The 19,099-nt window shown below is 51.6% G+C and carries 16 protein-coding genes; 5 read left to right on the forward strand and 11 right to left on the reverse strand.

Features of this window, described 5'->3' with window-relative positions:
* Window positions 1–57: 57 nt before the first annotated feature.
* The 3 genes from QUE34_RS08395 to QUE34_RS08405 form a co-directional block, all read right to left on the reverse strand.
* Window positions 58–1,185, reverse strand: coding sequence for a carboxymuconolactone decarboxylase family protein (locus tag QUE34_RS08395; protein WP_032302932.1), 1,128 nt, complete (start codon window positions 1,183–1,185; stop codon window positions 58–60).
* Between the two features lie 143 nt (window positions 1,186–1,328).
* Window positions 1,329–2,117 (reverse strand): enoyl-ACP reductase FabI, encoded by a 789-nt coding sequence (gene fabI / locus QUE34_RS08400; RefSeq protein ID WP_000506490.1) that lies wholly within the window; start codon window positions 2,115–2,117, stop codon window positions 1,329–1,331.
* 288 nt (window positions 2,118–2,405) lie between these two features.
* A protein-coding gene (locus QUE34_RS08405) for an IS3-like element IS2 family transposase (RefSeq protein WP_088895425.1) occupies window positions 2,406–3,634 on the reverse strand; the annotation gives its coding sequence in 2 pieces (ribosomal slippage) (window positions 2,406–3,319 and window positions 3,319–3,634; 1,230 coding nt in all).
* 295 nt (window positions 3,635–3,929) lie between these two features.
* Here QUE34_RS08405 and QUE34_RS08410 point away from each other — a divergent pair.
* The 5 genes from QUE34_RS08410 (at window position 3,930) to QUE34_RS08430 (ending at window position 11,422) form a co-directional block, all read left to right on the forward strand.
* Window positions 3,930–4,496 (forward strand): TetR/AcrR family transcriptional regulator, encoded by a 567-nt coding sequence (locus QUE34_RS08410; RefSeq protein WP_000202113.1) that lies wholly within the window; start codon window positions 3,930–3,932, stop codon window positions 4,494–4,496.
* A 148-nt stretch (window positions 4,497–4,644) separates the two neighbouring features.
* Window positions 4,645–5,766 (forward strand): efflux RND transporter periplasmic adaptor subunit, encoded by a 1,122-nt coding sequence (locus QUE34_RS08415; RefSeq protein WP_103253889.1) that lies wholly within the window; start codon window positions 4,645–4,647, stop codon window positions 5,764–5,766.
* On the forward strand, window positions 5,766–8,873 hold the full coding sequence (locus QUE34_RS08420; protein WP_000492807.1) for an efflux RND transporter permease subunit: 3,108 nt from the start codon (window positions 5,766–5,768) through the stop codon (window positions 8,871–8,873). The genes QUE34_RS08415 and QUE34_RS08420 overlap by 1 nt, the downstream gene beginning before the upstream one ends.
* A 3-nt stretch (window positions 8,874–8,876) precedes the next feature.
* Window positions 8,877–10,250, forward strand: a complete 1,374-nt coding sequence (locus QUE34_RS08425; RefSeq protein ID WP_000946226.1) for an efflux transporter outer membrane subunit — start codon at window positions 8,877–8,879, stop codon at window positions 10,248–10,250.
* Window positions 10,251–10,258: 8 nt separating this feature from the next.
* Window positions 10,259–11,422 (forward strand): multidrug effflux MFS transporter, encoded by a 1,164-nt coding sequence (locus tag QUE34_RS08430; protein WP_032302935.1) that lies wholly within the window; start codon window positions 10,259–10,261, stop codon window positions 11,420–11,422.
* Window positions 11,423–11,470: 48 nt separating this feature from the next.
* Here QUE34_RS08430 and sapF read toward each other — a convergent pair whose 3' ends face one another.
* From sapF to QUE34_RS08470, 8 genes are all read right to left on the reverse strand, one after another.
* Window positions 11,471–12,277: a peptide ABC transporter ATP-binding protein SapF gene (gene sapF, locus QUE34_RS08435; protein WP_000573406.1), complete on the reverse strand. Its 807-nt coding sequence runs from the start codon at window positions 12,275–12,277 to the stop codon at window positions 11,471–11,473.
* A gap of 1 nt (window position 12,278) precedes the next feature.
* Entirely contained in the window at window positions 12,279–13,271 is a 993-nt protein-coding gene (sapD, locus tag QUE34_RS08440) for a peptide ABC transporter ATP-binding protein SapD (protein WP_001128858.1), read from the reverse strand.
* Window positions 13,271–14,161 (reverse strand): peptide ABC transporter permease SapC, encoded by an 891-nt coding sequence (gene sapC / locus QUE34_RS08445; RefSeq protein WP_001146166.1) that lies wholly within the window; start codon window positions 14,159–14,161, stop codon window positions 13,271–13,273. The genes sapD and sapC overlap by 1 nt, the downstream gene beginning before the upstream one ends.
* Window positions 14,148–15,113, reverse strand: a complete 966-nt coding sequence (sapB, locus tag QUE34_RS08450) for a putrescine export ABC transporter permease SapB (RefSeq protein ID WP_000583281.1) — start codon at window positions 15,111–15,113, stop codon at window positions 14,148–14,150. The genes sapC and sapB overlap by 14 nt, the downstream gene beginning before the upstream one ends.
* Window positions 15,110–16,753, reverse strand: a complete 1,644-nt coding sequence (sapA, locus tag QUE34_RS08455; RefSeq protein WP_032184026.1) for an ABC transporter substrate-binding protein SapA — start codon at window positions 16,751–16,753, stop codon at window positions 15,110–15,112. The genes sapB and sapA overlap by 4 nt, the downstream gene beginning before the upstream one ends.
* A gap of 312 nt (window positions 16,754–17,065) precedes the next feature.
* Window positions 17,066–17,311 (reverse strand): YmjA family protein, encoded by a 246-nt coding sequence (locus tag QUE34_RS08460; RefSeq protein WP_001015099.1) that lies wholly within the window; start codon window positions 17,309–17,311, stop codon window positions 17,066–17,068.
* Window positions 17,312–17,444: 133 nt separating this feature from the next.
* Complete coding sequence (gene puuP, locus QUE34_RS08465) at window positions 17,445–18,830, reverse strand: putrescine/proton symporter PuuP (protein WP_103253891.1); 1,386 nt, start codon at window positions 18,828–18,830, stop codon at window positions 17,445–17,447.
* Window positions 18,820–18,984 carry a YmjE family protein gene (locus QUE34_RS08470; RefSeq protein ID WP_120795382.1) on the reverse strand — a complete coding sequence of 55 codons (165 nt, stop codon included), beginning with the start codon at window positions 18,982–18,984 and terminating at the stop codon, window positions 18,820–18,822. Before QUE34_RS08470 ends, puuP begins: the two co-directional genes overlap by 11 nt.
* Window positions 18,985–19,099 lie beyond the last annotated feature (115 nt).

The following is a 19,099-nucleotide window of genomic DNA, read 5'->3' on the forward strand; positions in this document are numbered from 1 at the left end:
TTTGGTGGCCATTAGAGCGGCTGACAGTTTTACGCGAATCTGTCTGACGCAGCAAGGTTAATATGTCTCACCCAATGCGATTTTTAAGCGATTTATCCAGCCACACATCCCGCTCCATACCAGCAGATTAATAATCTGCGTTGATGATTTTTCGTGTTCGAGTAATGGACTGAATTGGGCTGCGCTAAAGCGATCGGGTGCTCGGGTCAGCCATTGTATCGCCTGAACGGTAGCGCGCTCAACAGAATGACGGTCAGCCCATTGGTTAATTTCATTTTCGCCCTTGCGCAGAAGGGGGCTGATTTTTTTATATTCATTTGATGAATTCATACAGGCAGCAAAACAAGCAGGACTGCCATTAATACGCGCGCATAACAACGCCGCAAGCTTATTATCCGGCTGTGTATTGACCCGTGTGCTGTTTAACAACTTTTCGAGAAGGGAAAGTGAAATAGGGTGGAGAGAGAGTGTTTCGGTCAGTTGGCAAAGTTCTGCATTAGAACTTTTTGTGTGCTCTTCAGGTAGTTTTTCCACCTCATAGCTGCTTCGCCAGCGTATTGATTCATCAGCAAACAGTGACGCGTCGGCGTAGTTTTGTATCTCCAGACCGGGTAACCAGCGTACCGAATGCCCGAGATAAGCCTGAAATGTCGCAATTGTCCGCGCCTGAAAGCCAATAAAACCAATTATTTGGTTGATTATCACACAGTCCCAGGCAGTAAGACCGACGTCATTCAGATGTTGGCGCGATCGGTTGTCGATAATAGAAGGCGAGCTGGCCAGTTGGCGGGCATATTGCGTGATTTGTGCCAACCGATGATTACTTTCCCTGGAGGAATCAGGCCCGGGGAGCGGCGTAAGTCGCGCCGAATAGTAGTTACATAACCGCTGGACGCCGCAAACCTGAGCAACCGTCAGAGCCGTCGACAAGCGTTCATAAGCGGTGAAGGTCTGTGAACGGGTCACAGTAAGCTGGTCAGGGAACAACTCCGCTGCAAGAATGCGCGCCGGGACCATCCATGAAAGGAAGGGGGCCAGCGTTTCTTCATCAAGGATCACGTCGAGCAGAAAGGGATCGCGAACCTTTGCGGCTTCCGGGACCAGAGGCAGAACGTCATTCTCCGCAGTACTGGATTGCGTTTCATGATACCAGTGGCTTTTGCCGGTGATGTGGCGTTGTTCCATGGGCGCTCCTTGGTCGTAAAGGAAATCGTTATCCTGACGCAAGGCGGAAAGGGGAGAAAGACGGATCGGCGATAACAAATATCAGAAAGGTATAACAGAGATAACGGGCGGCAGAACGCCGCCCATCTTGACCAACAGAACGATTATTTCAGTTCGAGTTCGTTCATTGCAGCGATGCTGAAACCGCCGTCAACGTGGACCACTTCACCGGAGATACCGGCAGAGAGATCGGAGCACAGGAATGCCGCAGAGTTACCCACATCTTCAATAGTAACGGTACGGCGAATCGGGGTAACGGCTTCGCAATGAGCCAGCATTTTGCGGAAGTCTTTGATACCGGAAGCCGCCAGAGTACGGATCGGACCAGCAGAGATGGCGTTAACACGCACACCTTCCGGACCCATCGCGTTCGCCATATAGCGCACGTTCGCTTCCAGAGACGCTTTTGCCAGACCCATAACGTTGTAGTTCGGGATAGCGCGCTCAGCGCCAAGGTAGGAAAGGGTCAGCAGGGCAGAACCCGGATTCAGCATGGAGCGGCAAGCTTTTGCCATTGCAACGAAGCTGTAGGAGCTGATGTCGTGGGCAATTTTGAAGCCTTCACGAGTAACGGCGTTAACATAGTCACCATCCAGCTGATCGCCCGGTGCAAAACCAATGGAATGTACAAAGCCGTCAAATTTCGGCCAAACTTTACCCAGTTCAGCGAACATGGTGTCGATGCTGGCATCTTCTGCAACATCGCACTGCAGAACGATGTCAGAACCCAATTGAGCGGCAAATTCTTCTACGCGGCCTTTCAGTTTGTCGTTCTGGTAGGTGAATGCCAGTTCAGCTCCTTCGCGGTGCATCGCCTGAGCGATACCGTAGGCGATGGACAGTTTGCTGGCAACACCGGTTACCAGAATGCGCTTACCGGAAAGAAAACCCATAGCTTTAATCCTTATTGTTGATGCTTGTTGTGCCTGAAAATCAGGCGATTCGTCGTTTTAGTAAACAGTACGAACAGATAAACGGTTATTATAATCAACCTGGCTGTGGGTGGCTATAGTTGCGCTTTCTGTAGCGGAGAGAAGCTGCGGTACAGAGCATTTTGCGTTATCTACTCCTGACGCCTGCAAGGGGGAGGTTGGGGAAATATCTTATAGAATCTGACTTTGAAACTATTCGTATTAGCTCCGATAAGTTTGATGATGAAAACAGAACTGGTGGATTTGCCCCTATATTTCCAGACATCTGTTATCACTTAACCCATTACAAGCCCGCTGCCGCAGATATTCCCGTGGCGAGCGATAACCCAGCGCACTATGCGGATGCCATTCGTTATAATGCTCGAACGCCTCTGCAAGGTTCTTTGCTGCCGTTAACCCGTCTGGTTTGGGCATGATACTGATGTAGTCACGCTTTATCGTTTTCACGAAGCTCTCTGCTATTCCGTTACTCTCCGGACTCCGCACCGCCGTGTTCTTCGGTTCAAGTCCCAACATCCGGGCGAACTGGCGTGTTTCATTAGCCCGGTAGCATGAACCATTATCCGTCAGCCACTCCACTGGAGACGACGGAAGATCGTTGCCGAAGCGGCGTTCCACCGCTCCCAGCATGACGTCCTGTACTGTTTCACTGTTGAAGCCGCCAGTAGTCACCGCCCAGTGCAGTGCCTCACGATCACAGCAGTCCAGCGCGAACGTGACACGCAGTCTCTCTCCGTTATCACAGCAGAACTCGAACCCGTCAGAGCACCATCGCTGATTGCTTTCTTTCACGGCCACTCTGCCTGTATGTGCCCGTTTCGATGGCGGTACAGCAGGTTTTCGCTCAAGCAACAGCGCATTCTGGCGCATGATCCGGTAAACACGTTTGGCATTGATCGCAGGCATACCATCAAGTTCTGCCTGTCTGCGAAGCAGCGCCCATACCCGACGATAACCATACGTGGGCAGCTCTCCGATAACATGGTGTATACGGAGAAGCACATCCGTATCATCAGTGTGACGACTGCGGCGGCCATCCATCCAGTCATCGGTTCGTCTGAGAATGACGTGCAACTGCGCACGCGACACCCGGAGACAACGGCTGACTAAGCTTACTCCCCATCCCCGGGCAATAAGGGCGCGTGCGCTATCCACTTTTTTGCCCGTCCATATTCAACGGCTTCTTTGAGGAGTTCATTTTCCATCGTTTTCTTGCCGAGCAGGCGCTGGAGTTCTTTAATCTGCTTCATGGCGGCAGCAAGTTCAGAGGCAGGAACAACCTGTTCTCCGGCGGCGACAGCAGTAAGACTTCCTTCCTGGTATTGCTTACGCCAGAGAAATAACTGGCTGGCTGCTACACCATGTTGCCGGGCAACGAGGGAGACCGTCATCCCCGGTTCAAAGCTCTGCTGAACAATTGCGATCTTTTCCTGTGTGGTACGCCGTCTGCGTTTCTCCGGCCCTAAGACATCAATCATCTGTTCTCCAATGACTAGTCTAAAAACTAGTATTAAGACTATCACTTATTTAAGTGATACTGGTTGTCTGGAGATTCAGGGGGCCAGTCTAACTGGCGACAATAAGTCGCTGTCTTTCTGATGAATTGACTCCAACTTAATATTGTCAACTATCTTCACAGAATCTCCACAATCTCTTCATTATCAGAATATGCATCATGAATAAATAAAAATACTTTCCATTACTTTGGAGAAACGTATAATTAGCAAAAATGAGAATGATCATTCTCACTAAGTGATAGGCCAGGAGACAGAAATGACCAGCAAGCTGGAGATACGCCACAAACAGCGTCAGGATGAAATCATTAACGCCGCCCGTCGGTGTTTTCGTCGCTGCGGATTTCATGCCGCCAGTATGTCGCAAATTGCCAGTGAAGCTCAGCTTAGCGTGGGTCAGATATATCGTTACTTCGCCAACAAAGACGCCATTATTGAAGAGATGGTTCGCCGTATCATCGACTTTCGTATTGCCCAAATGGACATTGACGCGCGTACCGATCACTTCCCGGAAGTCCTTGCCTTGCGTAAATCCTTAAATGAGGACGACGACGCGCTGATGCTGGAAGTGGCTGCAGAAGCCACACGCAACCCGCGGGTTATGGCAATGCTTGAAGAAGCTGACGCCAGAATGTTCGCTAACGGTTGTGCACATATGAAAAGAATGCATCCCCATCTTAGCGACGAGCACATTCGTTGCTGCGTTGAAGTGTTTGCTACCATGATGGAAGGTACAGTTTATCGTCGTTTAACACCGCAAAAAAGCGATCCACAACATCTGCAGGAAATATATCAGGATATTGTTAGTATGTTGATAAATAAATAAGAACAGAATTAACCAATAGCGGGGGATATTAATCCCCCTTATTTCATTGCGAAATTCATTTTGCGATGCGGGTTCGTTATAACTGAATATCCCTGACATATCCTCATTAATTTTAATGAGGAGGGTATTTCTCACCCTGGAGAAAATAATGAAGTATATAGCAACATCTGTAGTGGCAATGCTGCTCTTATCTGGTTGTGATAATACGCAAAGTAACAATTCATCCCCGTCAGAAACAGAAGTCGGCGTTGTTACAGTCAAATCTCAACCGGTCTCGGTAGTCAGTGAATTAACCGGACGCACCAGTGCTGCGCTCAGTGCCGAAGTACGTCCGCAGGTTGGGGGAATTATCCAGAAACGCTTATTTAAGGAAGGTGATCTGGTCAAGGCTGGACAGCCGCTCTACCAGATTGATGCGGCCAGTTATCAGGCTGCATGGAATGAAGCTCGGGCAGCATTACAACAAGCACAGGCACTGGTAAAAGCCGATTGCCAGAAAGCGCAGCGTTATGCCCGACTGGTGAAAGAGAACGGTGTTTCACAACAGGATGCTGATGATGCTCAGTCTACCTGTGCACAAGATAAAGCCAGTGTAGAGGCGAAAAAAGCCGCACTGGAAACTGCGCGCATTAATCTTGACTGGACCACGGTCACTGCGCCGATTTCGGGGCGTATTGGCATTTCGTCGGTAACCCCTGGCGCACTGGTGACCGCGTCGCAAGATACAGCGTTAACGACTATTCGTGGTCTGGATACAATGTATGTCGACCTCACTCGCTCCAGTGTCGATTTATTACGTCTGCGTAAACAGTCACTGGCGACCAACAGTGACACCATGAGCGTCTCACTTATTCTGGAAGATGGCACAACCTACAGCGAAAAAGGGCGTCTGGAACTCACCGAAGTCGCGGTGGATGAGTCTACCGGTTCGGTGACATTACGGGCAATTTTCCCCAATCCACAACAGCAGTTATTACCGGGAATGTTTGTTCGCGCTCGTGTCGATGAAGGCGTGATGGAAAACGCTATTCTCGCGCCTCAACAGGGCGTCACGCGCGATGCTAAAGGCAATGCAACTGCGCTGGTGGTGAATAAAGACAATAAAGTAGAGCAGCGAACGCTCGAAACGGGAGAAACGTATGGTGATAAATGGCTGGTGCTGAACGGCCTGCACAACGGCGACCGACTGATTGTTGAAGGTTCTGCCAAAGTCACTTCAGGGCAGACCGTCAAGGCTGTTGAAGTTCAGGCTAATGGAGGCAATGCCTGATGTTTTCGCGCTTTTTTGTTCGCCGCCCGGTCTTTGCCTGGGTTATCGCCATTTTGATTATGTTGGCGGGGATTCTGGCTATTCGCACATTACCCGTCGCGCAATATCCTGACGTTGCACCGCCGACCATTAAAATTTCAGCCACTTATACTGGTGCTTCTGCCGAAACGCTGGAGAACAGCGTGACTCAGGTTATCGAGCAACAACTCACTGGGCTTGATAATTTACTCTATTTCAGCTCAACCAGTAGCTCTGATGGTTCGGTCAGTATTAATGTGACCTTTGAACAAGGTACCGATCCAGATACTGCACAGGTTCAGGTGCAGAATAAAATTCAGCAGGCGGAGTCGCGCCTACCCAGCGAAGTGCAGCAAACAGGTGTTACGGTGGAGAAATCACAAAGCAACTTTTTGCTGATTGCTGCCGTGTATGACACCACTGACAAAGCCTCCAGTTCGGATATCGCCGACTGGCTGGTCAGTAACGTTCAGGACCCCCTGGCGCGTGTTGAAGGTGTGGGGAGTCTGCAAGTCTTTGGCGCGGAATACGCTATGCGCATCTGGCTCGACCCGGCCAAACTGGCGTCTTACTCGCTGATGCCTTCAGACGTGCAAAGTGCTATTGAAGCGCAAAACGTGCAGGTTACTGCCGGGAAAATAGGGGCATTGCCTTCACCGGATACTCAGCAACTGACCGCAACGGTACGTGCGCAGTCTCGCTTGCAGACGGTGGATCAGTTCAAAAATATTATCGTGAAAAGCCAGTCAGACGGCGCAGTTGTTCGTATAAAAGATGTGGCTCGCGTTGAGATGGGCAGTGAAGATTATACCGCTATCGGCAAACTTAACGGTCACCCGTCTGCCGGGGTTGCTGTAATGCTTTCGCCCGGTGCGAATGCGCTGAATACGGCGACGCTGGTCAAGGATAAGATTGCCGAATTCCAGCGGAACATGCCGCAGGGATACGACATCGCATACCCGAAAGACAGCACTGAATTTATTAAAATCTCCGTAGAGGACGTAATTCAGACGCTGTTTGAAGCCATCGTATTGGTGGTTTGCGTGATGTATTTATTCCTGCAAAACCTGCGTGCCACACTGATTCCGGCGTTAGCTGTCCCCGTCGTTTTGCTGGGCACATTCGGCGTTCTTGCGTTGTTTGGCTATTCGATTAATACCCTGACGTTGTTTGCAATGGTGCTGGCGATCGGCTTGCTGGTGGACGATGCCATTGTGGTGGTGGAGAACGTCGAACGCATTATGCGTGACGAAGGGTTGCCCGCGCGTGAAGCCACGGAAAAATCAATGGGCGAGATTTCTGGCGCACTGGTTGCCATTGCGCTGGTGTTGTCAGCCGTATTCCTGCCGATGGCCTTCTTTGGGGGATCTACGGGCGTAATTTATCGTCAGTTCTCCATCACCATCATCTCCGCAATGCTGCTTTCCGTGGTGGTGGCATTGACCTTGACTCCCGCCCTGTGCGGTTCCGTCCTCCAGCATGTTCCGCCACATAAAAAAGGCTTTTTCGGCGCATTTAACCGCTTTTACCGCCGTACTGAAGATAAATATCAGCGAGGCGTAATTTATGTCCTGCGCCGTGCAGCCCGAACGATGGGGCTTTATGTCGTGCTGGGTGGTGGAATGGCCCTGATGATGTGGAAACTGCCGGGCAGTTTCTTACCCACTGAAGACCAGGGCGAAATCATGGTGCAGTACACGCTGCCGGCCGGGGCGACCGCTGCCCGTACAGCAGAAGTGAATCGCCAGATTGTTGACTGGTTCCTGATTAACGAGAAAGCAAATACCGATGTCATCTTTACCGTTGATGGTTTCAGTTTTAGCGGCAGCGGACAGAACACCGGGATGGCGTTTGTTTCGTTGAAAAACTGGTCTCAACGTAAAGGGGCAGAAAACACCGCCCAGGCTATCGCCCTACGGGCTACCAAAGAGCTGGGCACAATTCGTGATGCCACGGTATTTGCGATGACGCCGCCAGCCGTTGATGGGCTGGGCCAAAGCAATGGTTTTACGTTTGAATTGTTAGCTAACGGTGGAACCGATCGTGAAACACTGCTGCAAATGCGTAATCAGTTGATAGAAAAAGCGAATCAAAGTCCGGAGTTACATTCTGTACGCGCCAATGATTTGCCACAAATGCCGCAATTGCAGGTAGATATTGATAGCAATAAAGCGGTGTCATTAGGGTTGAGTTTGAATGATGTCACCGACACCCTGTCCAGTGCGTGGGGCGGTACTTATGTGAATGACTTTATTGACCGTGGTCGTGTGAAAAAAGTCTACATTCAGGGCGACAGCGAATTTCGTTCCGCGCCGTCAGACTTAGGTAAATGGTTTGTGCGCGGTAGCGATAACGCCATGACACCATTCTCTGCTTTTGCGACCACCCGCTGGCTGTATGGACCGGAAAGACTGGTGCGCTACAACGGCTCGGCAGCCTATGAAATTCAGGGCGAAAACGCGACTGGCTTTAGTTCCGGCGATGCAATGACAAAAATGGAGGAACTGGCAAACAGTCTTCCTGCGGGAACAACATGGGCCTGGAGTGGTTTGTCATTGCAGGAGAAACTGGCCAGCGGTCAGGCATTAAGTCTGTATGCAGTTTCTATTCTGGTGGTTTTCCTCTGCCTTGCAGCACTGTACGAAAGCTGGTCAGTCCCGTTCTCGGTCATTCTGGTGATCCCTCTGGGGCTTCTTGGCGCGGCGCTGGCGGCCTGGATGCGTGATTTAAACAACGACGTTTACTTCCAGGTAGCGCTATTAACTACTATCGGCTTGTCGTCGAAAAACGCCATTCTGATTGTGGAATTTGCTGAAGCGGCGGTTGCAGAGGGCTATTCCTTGAGTCGTGCGGCATTACGCGCGGCGCAGACTCGTTTACGCCCAATCATCATGACCTCGCTGGCGTTTATTGCGGGGGTAATGCCGCTGGCGATAGCAACCGGCGCAGGGGCGAACAGCCGCATCGCCATTGGTACGGGCATTATTGGCGGCACGCTGACCGCTACATTACTGGCCATTTTCTTCGTTCCTCTGTTTTTTGTACTGGTGAAACGTTTGTTTGCCGGTAAACCGCGCCGTCAGGAGTAAGTTATGTTGCGTCGTTCTCTTATTTTTCTGGTGTTGTTGAGTGCGGGATGTGTCTCGCTCGATCCTCACTACAGTACGCCTGAATCCCCAATCCCGGCGACCTTGCCGGGAGCACAGGGCCAGGGGAAGGCAATCAGCCATGACTGGCAGCAGGTGATCCACGATCCCCGATTGCAGCAGGTAGTAACCATTGCACTGAACAGTAACCGCGATGTGCAAAAAGCGATTGCTGATATTGACTCAGCACGGGCGCTCTATGGGCAAACTAATGCGTCGTTATTTCCGACGGTGAATGCGGCCTTAAGTTCGACTCGCAGTCGTTCGCTGGCGAATGGTACGGGAACAACTGCCGAGGCTGACGGCACGGTGTCCAGTTATACGTTAGATCTGTTTGGTCGTAATCAGAGTTTATCTCGGGCGGCGCGGGAAACCTGGCTTGCCAGTGAATTTACAGCCCAGAACACTCGTTTAACGCTGATTGCTGAAATCAGCACCGCCTGGCTGACACTGGCGGCTGATAACAGCAACCTGGCCCTGGCAAAAGAAACGATGGCCAGTGCAGAAAACTCATTGAAAATTATCCAGCGCCAGCAACAGGTTGGCACGGCGGCAGCGACAGATGTCAGTGAGGCGATGAGTGTTTATCAGCAAGCGCGCGCCAGCGTTGCCAGCTATCAGACACAAGTGATGCAGGATAAAAATGCGCTGAACTTACTGGCAGGTACAACGCTTGCGGAAAATCTGCTACCGGGAACACTGGAAAGCCTGCCGGAACAAATGATAAGTCTGGTTCCTGCGGGAGTATCATCTGATGTTCTGCTGCGTCGCCCGGATATCCAGGAAGCGGAACATAATTTGAAGAGCGCCAATGCAGATATTGGCGCGGCGCGGGCTAACTTTTTCCCGACGATTTCGCTGACTGCCAGTGCCGGTGTGGGCAGTGACGCATTGTCGTCGTTGTTCAGCCACGGAATGCAGATCTGGTCATTTGCGCCATCGGTCACATTACCGCTGTTCACTGGCGGGAGTAATCTGGCGCAGCTTCGTTACGCAGAAGCACAAAAGCGTGGGCTCATTGCCACCTATGAAAAAACCGTTCAGAGCGCATTTAAAGATGTCGCTAACGCACTGGCGCGGCGGACCACGCTTGAAGAGCAACTGGATGCACAGCGCCAGTATGTTAAAGCTGAGCAACAAACGGTCGATGTTGGCTTGCGTCGCTATCAGGCGGGTGTTGGTGATTACCTGACCGTGTTGACGGCGCAGCGCAGCTTGTGGAGCGCACAGCAGGAGCTGCTGGCACTGCAACTGACTGATTTTACAAACCGAATCACGCTCTGGCAGTCGCTGGGCGGCGGCATGTCATCACTCAAGTAAGGAATAATATGGCTAGAGTCTCTCTTTCATGGGCATTGATTCTTGGTCTTTTAGCCGGTATCGGCCCGATGTGTACCGATCTTTATTTGCCGGCTTTGCCGGAGATGTCTGAGCAACTGGCGGCAACCACGACCATAACGCAATTAACCCTGACTGCATCACTGATCGGTCTTGGCGTCGGACAACTGTTATTTGGCCCTCTGAGCGACAAAATAGGGCGTAAACGTCCGTTAATCTTGTCGTTGCTATTGTTTATTGTTTCTTCCATTTTGTGCGCGACAACGAACAATATTTACTGGCTGGTGGTCTGGCGTTTTATTCAAGGGATCGCGGGGGCGGGTGGTTCGGTGCTCTCTCGTTCTATTGCTCGTGACAAATATCAGGGAGTAACGTTGACCCAGTTTTTTGCGCTGTTAATGACGGTGAATGGCCTGGCACCGGTGTTGTCGCCAGTGCTGGGCGGGTACATTGTTAGCACTTTTGACTGGCGCACTTTATTCTGGGTAATGGCTGAAATTAGCACCGTACTGTTGCTGGGCTGCCTGTTATTTATTAATGAGACCTTGCCAGAAAATAAAAGGGGCTCATCATTGCTATTAACCGGACGAAGCGTGGTGCAGAACCGCCTTTTTATGCGCTTTTGCCTGATTCAAAGTTTTATGCTGGCCGGTTTGTTTGCGTATATCGGCTCTTCGTCGTTCGTGTTGCAGAAGGAATTTGGCTTTAGTCCAATGCAATTTAGCCTGGTGTTTGGCCTTAACGGCATCGGACTTATCATTGCTTCATGGATCTTCTCGCGCCTGGCGCGACGGATTAACGCGATGACATTGTTGCGAGGTGGCCTGATAGCGGCAATTTTGTGTGCATTGCTCACGGTCTTATGCGCATGGGTACAATTGCCCATTCCGGCACTGGTGGCATTATTTTTCACCATCGCATTTTGTAGCGGCATCGGCACTGTTGGCGGGGCAGAGGCTATGAGTGCAGTAGGGACGCAGGAATCTGGAACGGCGTCTGCGTTGATGGGGATGAGCATGTTTGTCTTCGGCGGTATAGCCGCGCCATTGTCGGGAATTGGCGGAGAAACACTGTTAAAAATGAGTCTGGCAATTACGGTGTGTTATACGCTGGCATTGCTGGTTGCTCTCACCAGAATCGACAATCAAAAGTAATGAACACCTCATCCTGAGGGGGGCCCTGTCAGGATGAGGTGCAAAACACTAACGGTCCTTACGCCACGCATCCGCCGTCAATGCCTCGCCAAAATGACCGGCAATCAGTCGTTTAGTGAGGTCGTGCAGCGGAGAGGCGAGCACATCCGCAGTACTACCTCGCTCGACAACCTCGCCCTGATGCATCACCAGTACCTGGTCGCTAATGTGCTTCATCATCCCAATATGCTGGGTAACATAAATATACGAAATGCCCTGTTTTTCCTGTAACTCCAGCATCAGATTAATCAACTGCGAACGCATCGACATATCCAGTGAGGCGAGGGCTTCATCGGCAATAATGACTTTTGGGCGCAATATCAGCGCGCGCGCCAGACCCAGACGCTGTTTTTGCCCGGGTGCTAACATATGCGGATAGTAACTGACGTGATCCGGTAGCAGCCCAACCATCCGCATCGTTTCAATAATCTGTTTGCGACGCTGTTCAGGTTCCAGATCGGTGTTCAGACGCAGTGGAAAATCCAGAATTTGCGAGATACGTTGACGGGGATTCAACGAGGTCGAAGGATCCTGAAAAATCATGCGAATACGCTGACTGCGGAAGGAATAATCGCCAAAATGCAGCGGATGATCGTCAATCAATAACTCGCCGCTGGTAGGTTCTATCATTCCCGCCAGCATTTTTGCCAGCGTGGATTTACCAGAACCATTCTCGCCAATGATCGCCAGTGTCTGGCCTTCACGTAGCGTAAAGCTCAAAGGTTTTACCGCTTCTACGGTCTGACGACGAAACCAGCCGGTCCGATAACGGAACGTTTTACTTAAATTACGCACTTCAAGCAGCGTTTCGATCATCTCACTCTTTCTCCATGTTCAGCGGGAAGTGACAGGCATAGAGATGATTTTTCGCCCCCGTCAAACGTGGCGTCACAATGCATTCTCGTTGTGCATACGGGCAACGCGGCCCCAGACGACACCCAATCGGTAACTGTTCCAGCAGTGGGATAGCGCCGGGCAGCGTATTGAGGCGACTTTTATGCGGCATCGCGCTGCCGAAGTCTGGTATCGCGCGGATCAGCGCCTGGGTATAGGGATGATGTGGCATTGTCACCAACTCCTTACTCGGCGCGGTTTCCACCGTTTGACCGCAGTAAAGCACGTTAATTTTATCCGCCCATTGGCTAAGCATTTGTAAGTCATGGCTGATAAGCAAAATAGTGGTATTGCTGTTTTGGTTGAGACGCGTCAGCAGGCGAAAGATTTGCGCCTGGGTTGTTGGCTCCATTGAGTTTGTCGGTTCGTCAGCAATCAGCAGACGCGGTTGATTCGCCAGTGCAATGGCTATCATCACTTTCTGACATTCACCTTCGGTCAACTCATAGGGAAAACTGCGCATCGCATCTTTGTGATCTTTAATCCCCACACGGTGCAGTAGTTCAATGGCACGGCGTTTGCGCCAGCCAAAACGCTGCCACCAACGGCCTTTATACGTCCAGGCTGGGATGTTTTGCATCAACTGGCGACCCACACGTTCTGAAGGGTCAAGACACGACTGCGGTTCCTGGAAAATCATCGACACGTTGTGACCAACCAGCTTGCGCCGTTCGCGTGCGGAGAGACGCAGCAAATCGATATCATCAAAACGCATACGGTCAGCAGTAACACGCCAGTTATCTTTATTCACCCCACAAATTGCTTTTGCAATCAAACTTTTGCCGGAACCGGATTCGCCAACAAGACCGCGGATTTCACCTTCGGTTAAGGTCATACTTACGCGGTCGACGGCTTTAACCCACTCATCACCGGTTTTAAATTCAATGGTCAGGTTACGAATATCGAGTAATGGCATTATTCCACCCCCGCAATAATTGCACGACGAACACCGTCGCCAAGGAGGTTAACCAACAGCACGCTAATCATAATTGCCGCACCTGGCAGCATGACAGTCCACGGGGCGACATAAATCAGTTCCAGCGCATCACCGAGCATCGCTCCCCATTCAGGCGAGGGGAGTTGTGCGCCGAGATCGAGAAAGCCCAGCGCGGCGATATCGAGAATTGCCATCGACAGTGCGCGGGTGATCTCGGTGACCAGCCCGGCGGTGATGTTTGGCATCACAGCAAACCAGAGAATATTCAGCGTTGATGCGCCATCCAGACGGGCGGCGATAACGTACTCTTTTTCCAGTTCGTCATGCACCATGCTGTAAATCGAACGTACCATACGAGGCAGCAGCGCCAGCCAGACGGCAAACATGGCGTGCGACAAACTCGGTCCGGCAAACGCTACAACGATAATTGCCAGCAGCAGGGAAGGGATCGCCAGTAAGGTATCCAGAATATGGTTAAGCACCGCTGAGCGTAGACCGTGCGTCGACCCGGCAAAGGTGCCAAGTACCAGGCCACAGATTGTCGCTGCAAGCGTCACCACAAATGCCCCCCCCACGGTTGGTGCAGCTCCACTCAGTAAACGACTTAAAACATCGCGTCCGAGGTCGTCAGTCCCCAGGAAGAAAGAAACTTCGCCATAGCGTGACCATGAAGGCGGCAATAATTGATAGCCGAGAAATTGCTGATCGATGCCGTAAGGCGCAAACCAGCCGCCAAAAATACACAGTACAGCCAGTCCCGCGCAGCCGTACAGACCGACCATCGCAGAGGCATCACTATAAAATTTGCGCCAGGCGGTACGCAGCGTGCCCGGCGGGCGCTTTTCGCTGTATACGCTATCGTAAGGCATACCATTCCTTATGTTTCAGAGGGTTAGCCATGGCACCCAAAATATCAGAAATCACGTTAACAATAATGACCAGTGAGCCACACACCATCACTCCGGCGGAAATGGCCGCGTAATCTTGCTGGCGGATGGCGTTAATTAACCAGCGCCCTAAACCCGGCCAGCTAAAGACCATTTCGGTGATCATCGCCAGCGTCAGCATGGTAGAAAACTGTAAGCCCAGGCGAGGAATAACCGGAGGTAACGCGTTATGCAGAACATGGCGACGCAAAATAGTAAAGCGCGACAAACCGCGGGTCGCCGCCGCTTTAACATAGTTCTGGTCATACACTTCGATTGTGCTGATACGCATCAGTCGGATCACTTCAGTTGTTGGCGCAACCGACAGGGTGATCACGGGCAATATCATATGGCGGATTGCGCTCATGACCATTTCATCCCGCCACGGTGAGTCCGAAAGCCAGGCATCAATCAACGCAAAACCGGTAATCGGTTTCACTTCGTAGAGCAGATCGAAACGCCCTGAAACGGGCAACCAACCTAGCGTGAGTGAACAAAATAGCGTCAACAGAAGCGCCAGCCAGAACACCGGGATGGAAAAGCCCAGTAAGGCGATGGCGTTGATCAAGTTATCCTGCCACTTATGGCGCGTAATCCCGGCAATCATCCCTACGGGGATGCCAACAATCAGCGCAAAACCGAAGGCGAGGATGCACAGTTCCATCGTCGCCGGGAAGACCTCTTTTAACTGTTCGGCAATCGGTTGACCGTTAATGCTGGAAACACCAAAATCCCAGTGGATCAGACCATTAAACCAGAACACCCAGGCATTCCACAGTGACGCGCCTTGTAACGGCGCATGTGGGGTGAAATAGCTCAAGCTGAAGCCAACGAAGGTCAGCAGGAACAAGGTGACAATCAATAACAAAATGCGGCGTAAGGTGAAGATAATCATGGTTTTTTCACCTCATCCTGTTTCTCGCGATACACACCAGCAAAGGAGGCGTTACCAAACGGGCTAAGAACCAGCCCTTTGATATCGTAACGGTAGGCTTGCAAGCGCAATGACGACGCCAGCGGCAAAATGGGCAATTCCTGCGCCAGAATACTTTGCGCTTCGTCATAGGCTTCAATACGCGCCGCTAGCTGCTGCGAGGAGAGCGCCTTACGCAACACGCTGTCGAATTTCGGATCGCACCAGTGGGCGAGGTTGGTCTGGGAATGTATTGCTGCGCAGCTCAGTAGCGGACGAAAGAAACTGTCCGGATCGTTACTGTCTGTCGCCCAACCGGATAACGTCAGATCATGGCTCATATCCATCAACCGCGCCTCCTGAAAACGACCTTCTACCGGCACAATCACCACTTTTACGCCAACCTGCGCCATATCCGCCTGAATCAGTTCGGCGGTTTTCAGTGGACTGGGGTTCCACGCCTGCGAACGTGTTGGCACCCACAGTTTCAGCGTTAAGTTTTCCAGCCCCAACGCCTTCAACTGTTCGCGCGATTTCGCCGGATTGTATTCAGTAATTTTAGCCTCGTTGTCATAGGCCCACGAGGCGCGCGGTAAAATAGAGGCTGCCGTTTCAGCCGTACCATAATAGATGGATTGCATCAGACGCTGGTTATTGATCGCCAGTGCCAGCGCATGGCGGACAGCGGGATTATTTAGCGGCGGTTTAGCAGTGTTAAATGCCAGATAGGCGACATTCATCCCCGGGCGCAGCGTTAAACGCAAGCGTGGGTCGTCACGCAAAATGGATAGCTGACTGGCAGCAGGCCAGGCCAGAACGTCGCATTCACCTGTCAGAAGTTTCGAAAGACGTCCGGTGCCGCCGGAGCCTAAATCCACCACCACCTGCGGCATTAACGGTTTGCCGCGCCAGAAGTCATCATGACGTTGTAGGCGAATAAATTGCCCGGCGCGGTATTCCGATAACTGATACGGTCCAGTGCCGACCGGCTGACGGTCGAGTTGTTCCTGGCGATCTTCTTTCTCTAACTTCTGGGCATATTCTGCCGACATGACCGATGCATAATGGGTCGCCAGGTGCCACAAAAAAGAAGCATCTGGCTGGGCGAGTCGGAACTCAACGGTATGATTATCCAGTTTGCGGACGCTTTTAACGTTATCGGCAAATTGCAGGCTGTCGAAGTAGGGAAAGTTGCTGCCGTTGACGTTATGCCACGGGTTGTTACGGTCAAAAATTCGCTGGAAGGTAAACACCACATCGTCGGCATTCATTTTACGAGTGGGAGTAAACCAGTCGGTTTTTTGAAACGGAACATCGCGACGCAGGTGGAAGCGATAGGTCGCGCCGTTGTCGAGCACTTCCCAGCTTTCGGCAAGTTCCGGCATCAGGCGATAGGTATAGGGATCGACATCCAGGAGTCGATCATAAAACTGGGCGGCAAGGGTATCGACAATTAACCCACTGCTCGCTTTGGATGGGTTAAAGGTGTTGACTTGCCCGCTGACGCAATAGACAAAACCGCTGTCGCGGATATCAGCATGCGGGGGGGATTCAGGCGCGGCGATTGCCTGACCACTCACAAGTCCAGCAATCACCAAAAGAGACGATAATACCTGGCGCATAATATTAAGAGATTTTATGTAAAGAGGCTATCTTACTAATATTTAATGACATTTGCCATTACCGTTTGTGTTCAGGGGTCGTAATGAGGGCCGTGTGGTTGGTCGTTGAACAGGTGACGTCGCCATCTGTTCAACATTCGTACCCGTGATTTCTCTATAACTATAACTCACAGAACAACTTAGCGAGGAGCAGAGCGGTACGATCGTGAGAAACCCATTAAAGCACGCTGCAGTGCGTGTCATTTTTAGCCGGATGCGGCGTGAACGCTTTATCCGGGCAACGATACTGACCGAGCGTCTGCAATGAAATAATTACTCATTACCCCATTGATTCAAAAACTCTGCGATCTCATCAATGCGTACGGGATTAATCCCCGCTTCAGCAGCCATTTCATGTTGGGCTTCTTCGCTGATCTCTTCATTGTTCATCAAACGGGTGAGCAGTAACTGGAAGTAGTGGGCCAGCGGTGTGCGTTCAGCGTCTGCGACAGGCTCTGCGCATTCGGTCGCGTACTCATCGGCAATATCAAAATATTTTAGCGGGATATCGTGGTTCATTATTTGCCCCTGGGGTTAATGCGCTAAGCATAAGGGCGGATGATAGCACTCGTGATCCGGGTCATACATCTTTTTATAGTTAATGGCGCGGCGCATTACCCTCAGGCAGGATAATGCGCCGCGCATCCGACTATTACGTTTCGCTCACCGGCGTTCTGTCACCATCATACAACGGCACTTTGCGATAGCGGCGGATCAGATACCACAAATATGCGCCGCCTAATGAAGCCCATACCAGACCGAGTGTCAGTGACGTTGACTCGAGGTTAACCCACAGCACACCCACCGTCAGCGCGCCAACCAGCGGCATCAGCAAATAGTGGAAGTGATCCTTCCAGCTTTTATTCATTCCTTTACGCCGCCAGAAATGATTAAACACCGACAGGTTAACGAAGGTAAACGCCACCAGAGCACCGAAGTTAATCAATGCTGTCGCGGTGACTAAATCAAAGAACAGCGCTGACAACGCGACAATCCCGACCATAATGACATTCAGTGCCGGAGTTCGCCATTTCGGGTGCACATAGCCAAACACGCGTTCCGGAAACACATTGTCGCGCCCCATCACATACAGCAGACGCGACACGCTGGCATGTGACGCCAGGCCAGACGCTAACGTGTTCACAAACGTCGTGCAGAGGAAAATCGACTGGAACAACTTGCCGCCAACGTACAGTGCGATTTCCGGCAGTGCGGCGTCCGGATCTTTAAAGCGGCTGATATCCGGGAAGAACAGCTGCATAAAGAACGACGCCGCGATAAAGATAATGCCGCCGTATACCGCCGTCAGGAAGATGGCTTTCGGGATCACGCGTGCGGCGTCCGGCGTCTCTTCCGAAAGCGTGGTCACCGCATCGAAACCGAGGAACGAGAAACAGACAATCGTCGCCCCGGTAATAATCGGGATCAGATGTGCGTTCTCGCTGATAAACGGCTGAAGCGACCAGACGGTGCCAACGCCTTCTCCTTTATGCAGCCCCTGAACCACCAGGAAGATAAACACCAACATGATGGAAATCTGCACCAGCACAAACAGGGTATTGAAGTTAGCCACCAGGTTGACGCTCTTCAGATTCGCGGCGGTTAAAATGGCGACGAAGGTTACCACCCACACCCACGGCGGCACTTCCGGGAAGAGGGCGGAGAGATAGATTTTCGCCAACAAAACGTTGATCATCGGCAAAAAGAGATAATCCAGCAGCGATGACCAGCCGACCATAAATCCGACGTGCGGGTTAATCGACTTTTGCGCGTAGGTATAGGCCGAACCGGCCTCCGGAAACTGGCGAACCAGTTTGCCGTAGCTGATCGCGGTAAACAGCACACCCGCCAGCGCCAGCAAATAGGACGCCGGAACGTGACCGTCGCTAATGCCGGAAACAATGCCAAAGGTATCGAACACAGTCATCGGCGTGAGATAGGCCAGACCCATCATCACCACCTGCCACAATTTCAGTGATTTTCGCAGACGGGTTTTGCCGGGTTGCGCAGCAATATTCAGTGGTGAATTAATAGCCATAATTGCTGCCTCCCCTGCGTAATAAGGTTTGCGGTCGTGTCGACCTGAAATCAAACCTGTTTAGCAAGGGAAGCAAAGGGGGCGGAGTCCAGTCAGTCGCAGGAGGGGCGCATACGCAGCCTCCCTCGCCATGCGGGGATTTAATCATCGGCATCATCTCATTTCCTCGTCACAGTCTTAATCGTTAACGGAAGCCCGTTGCCGCCTGCGCTCCATAACGCGACATCCGGGAAATGTCTGGATTACCAGCAAATGTCAGGCCTGGCTCC

Origin of the sequence: Escherichia sp. KS167_9B (assembly GCF_030295215.1) — a bacterium.
Classification (GTDB): Bacteria; Pseudomonadota; Gammaproteobacteria; order Enterobacterales; family Enterobacteriaceae; genus Escherichia; species Escherichia coli_F.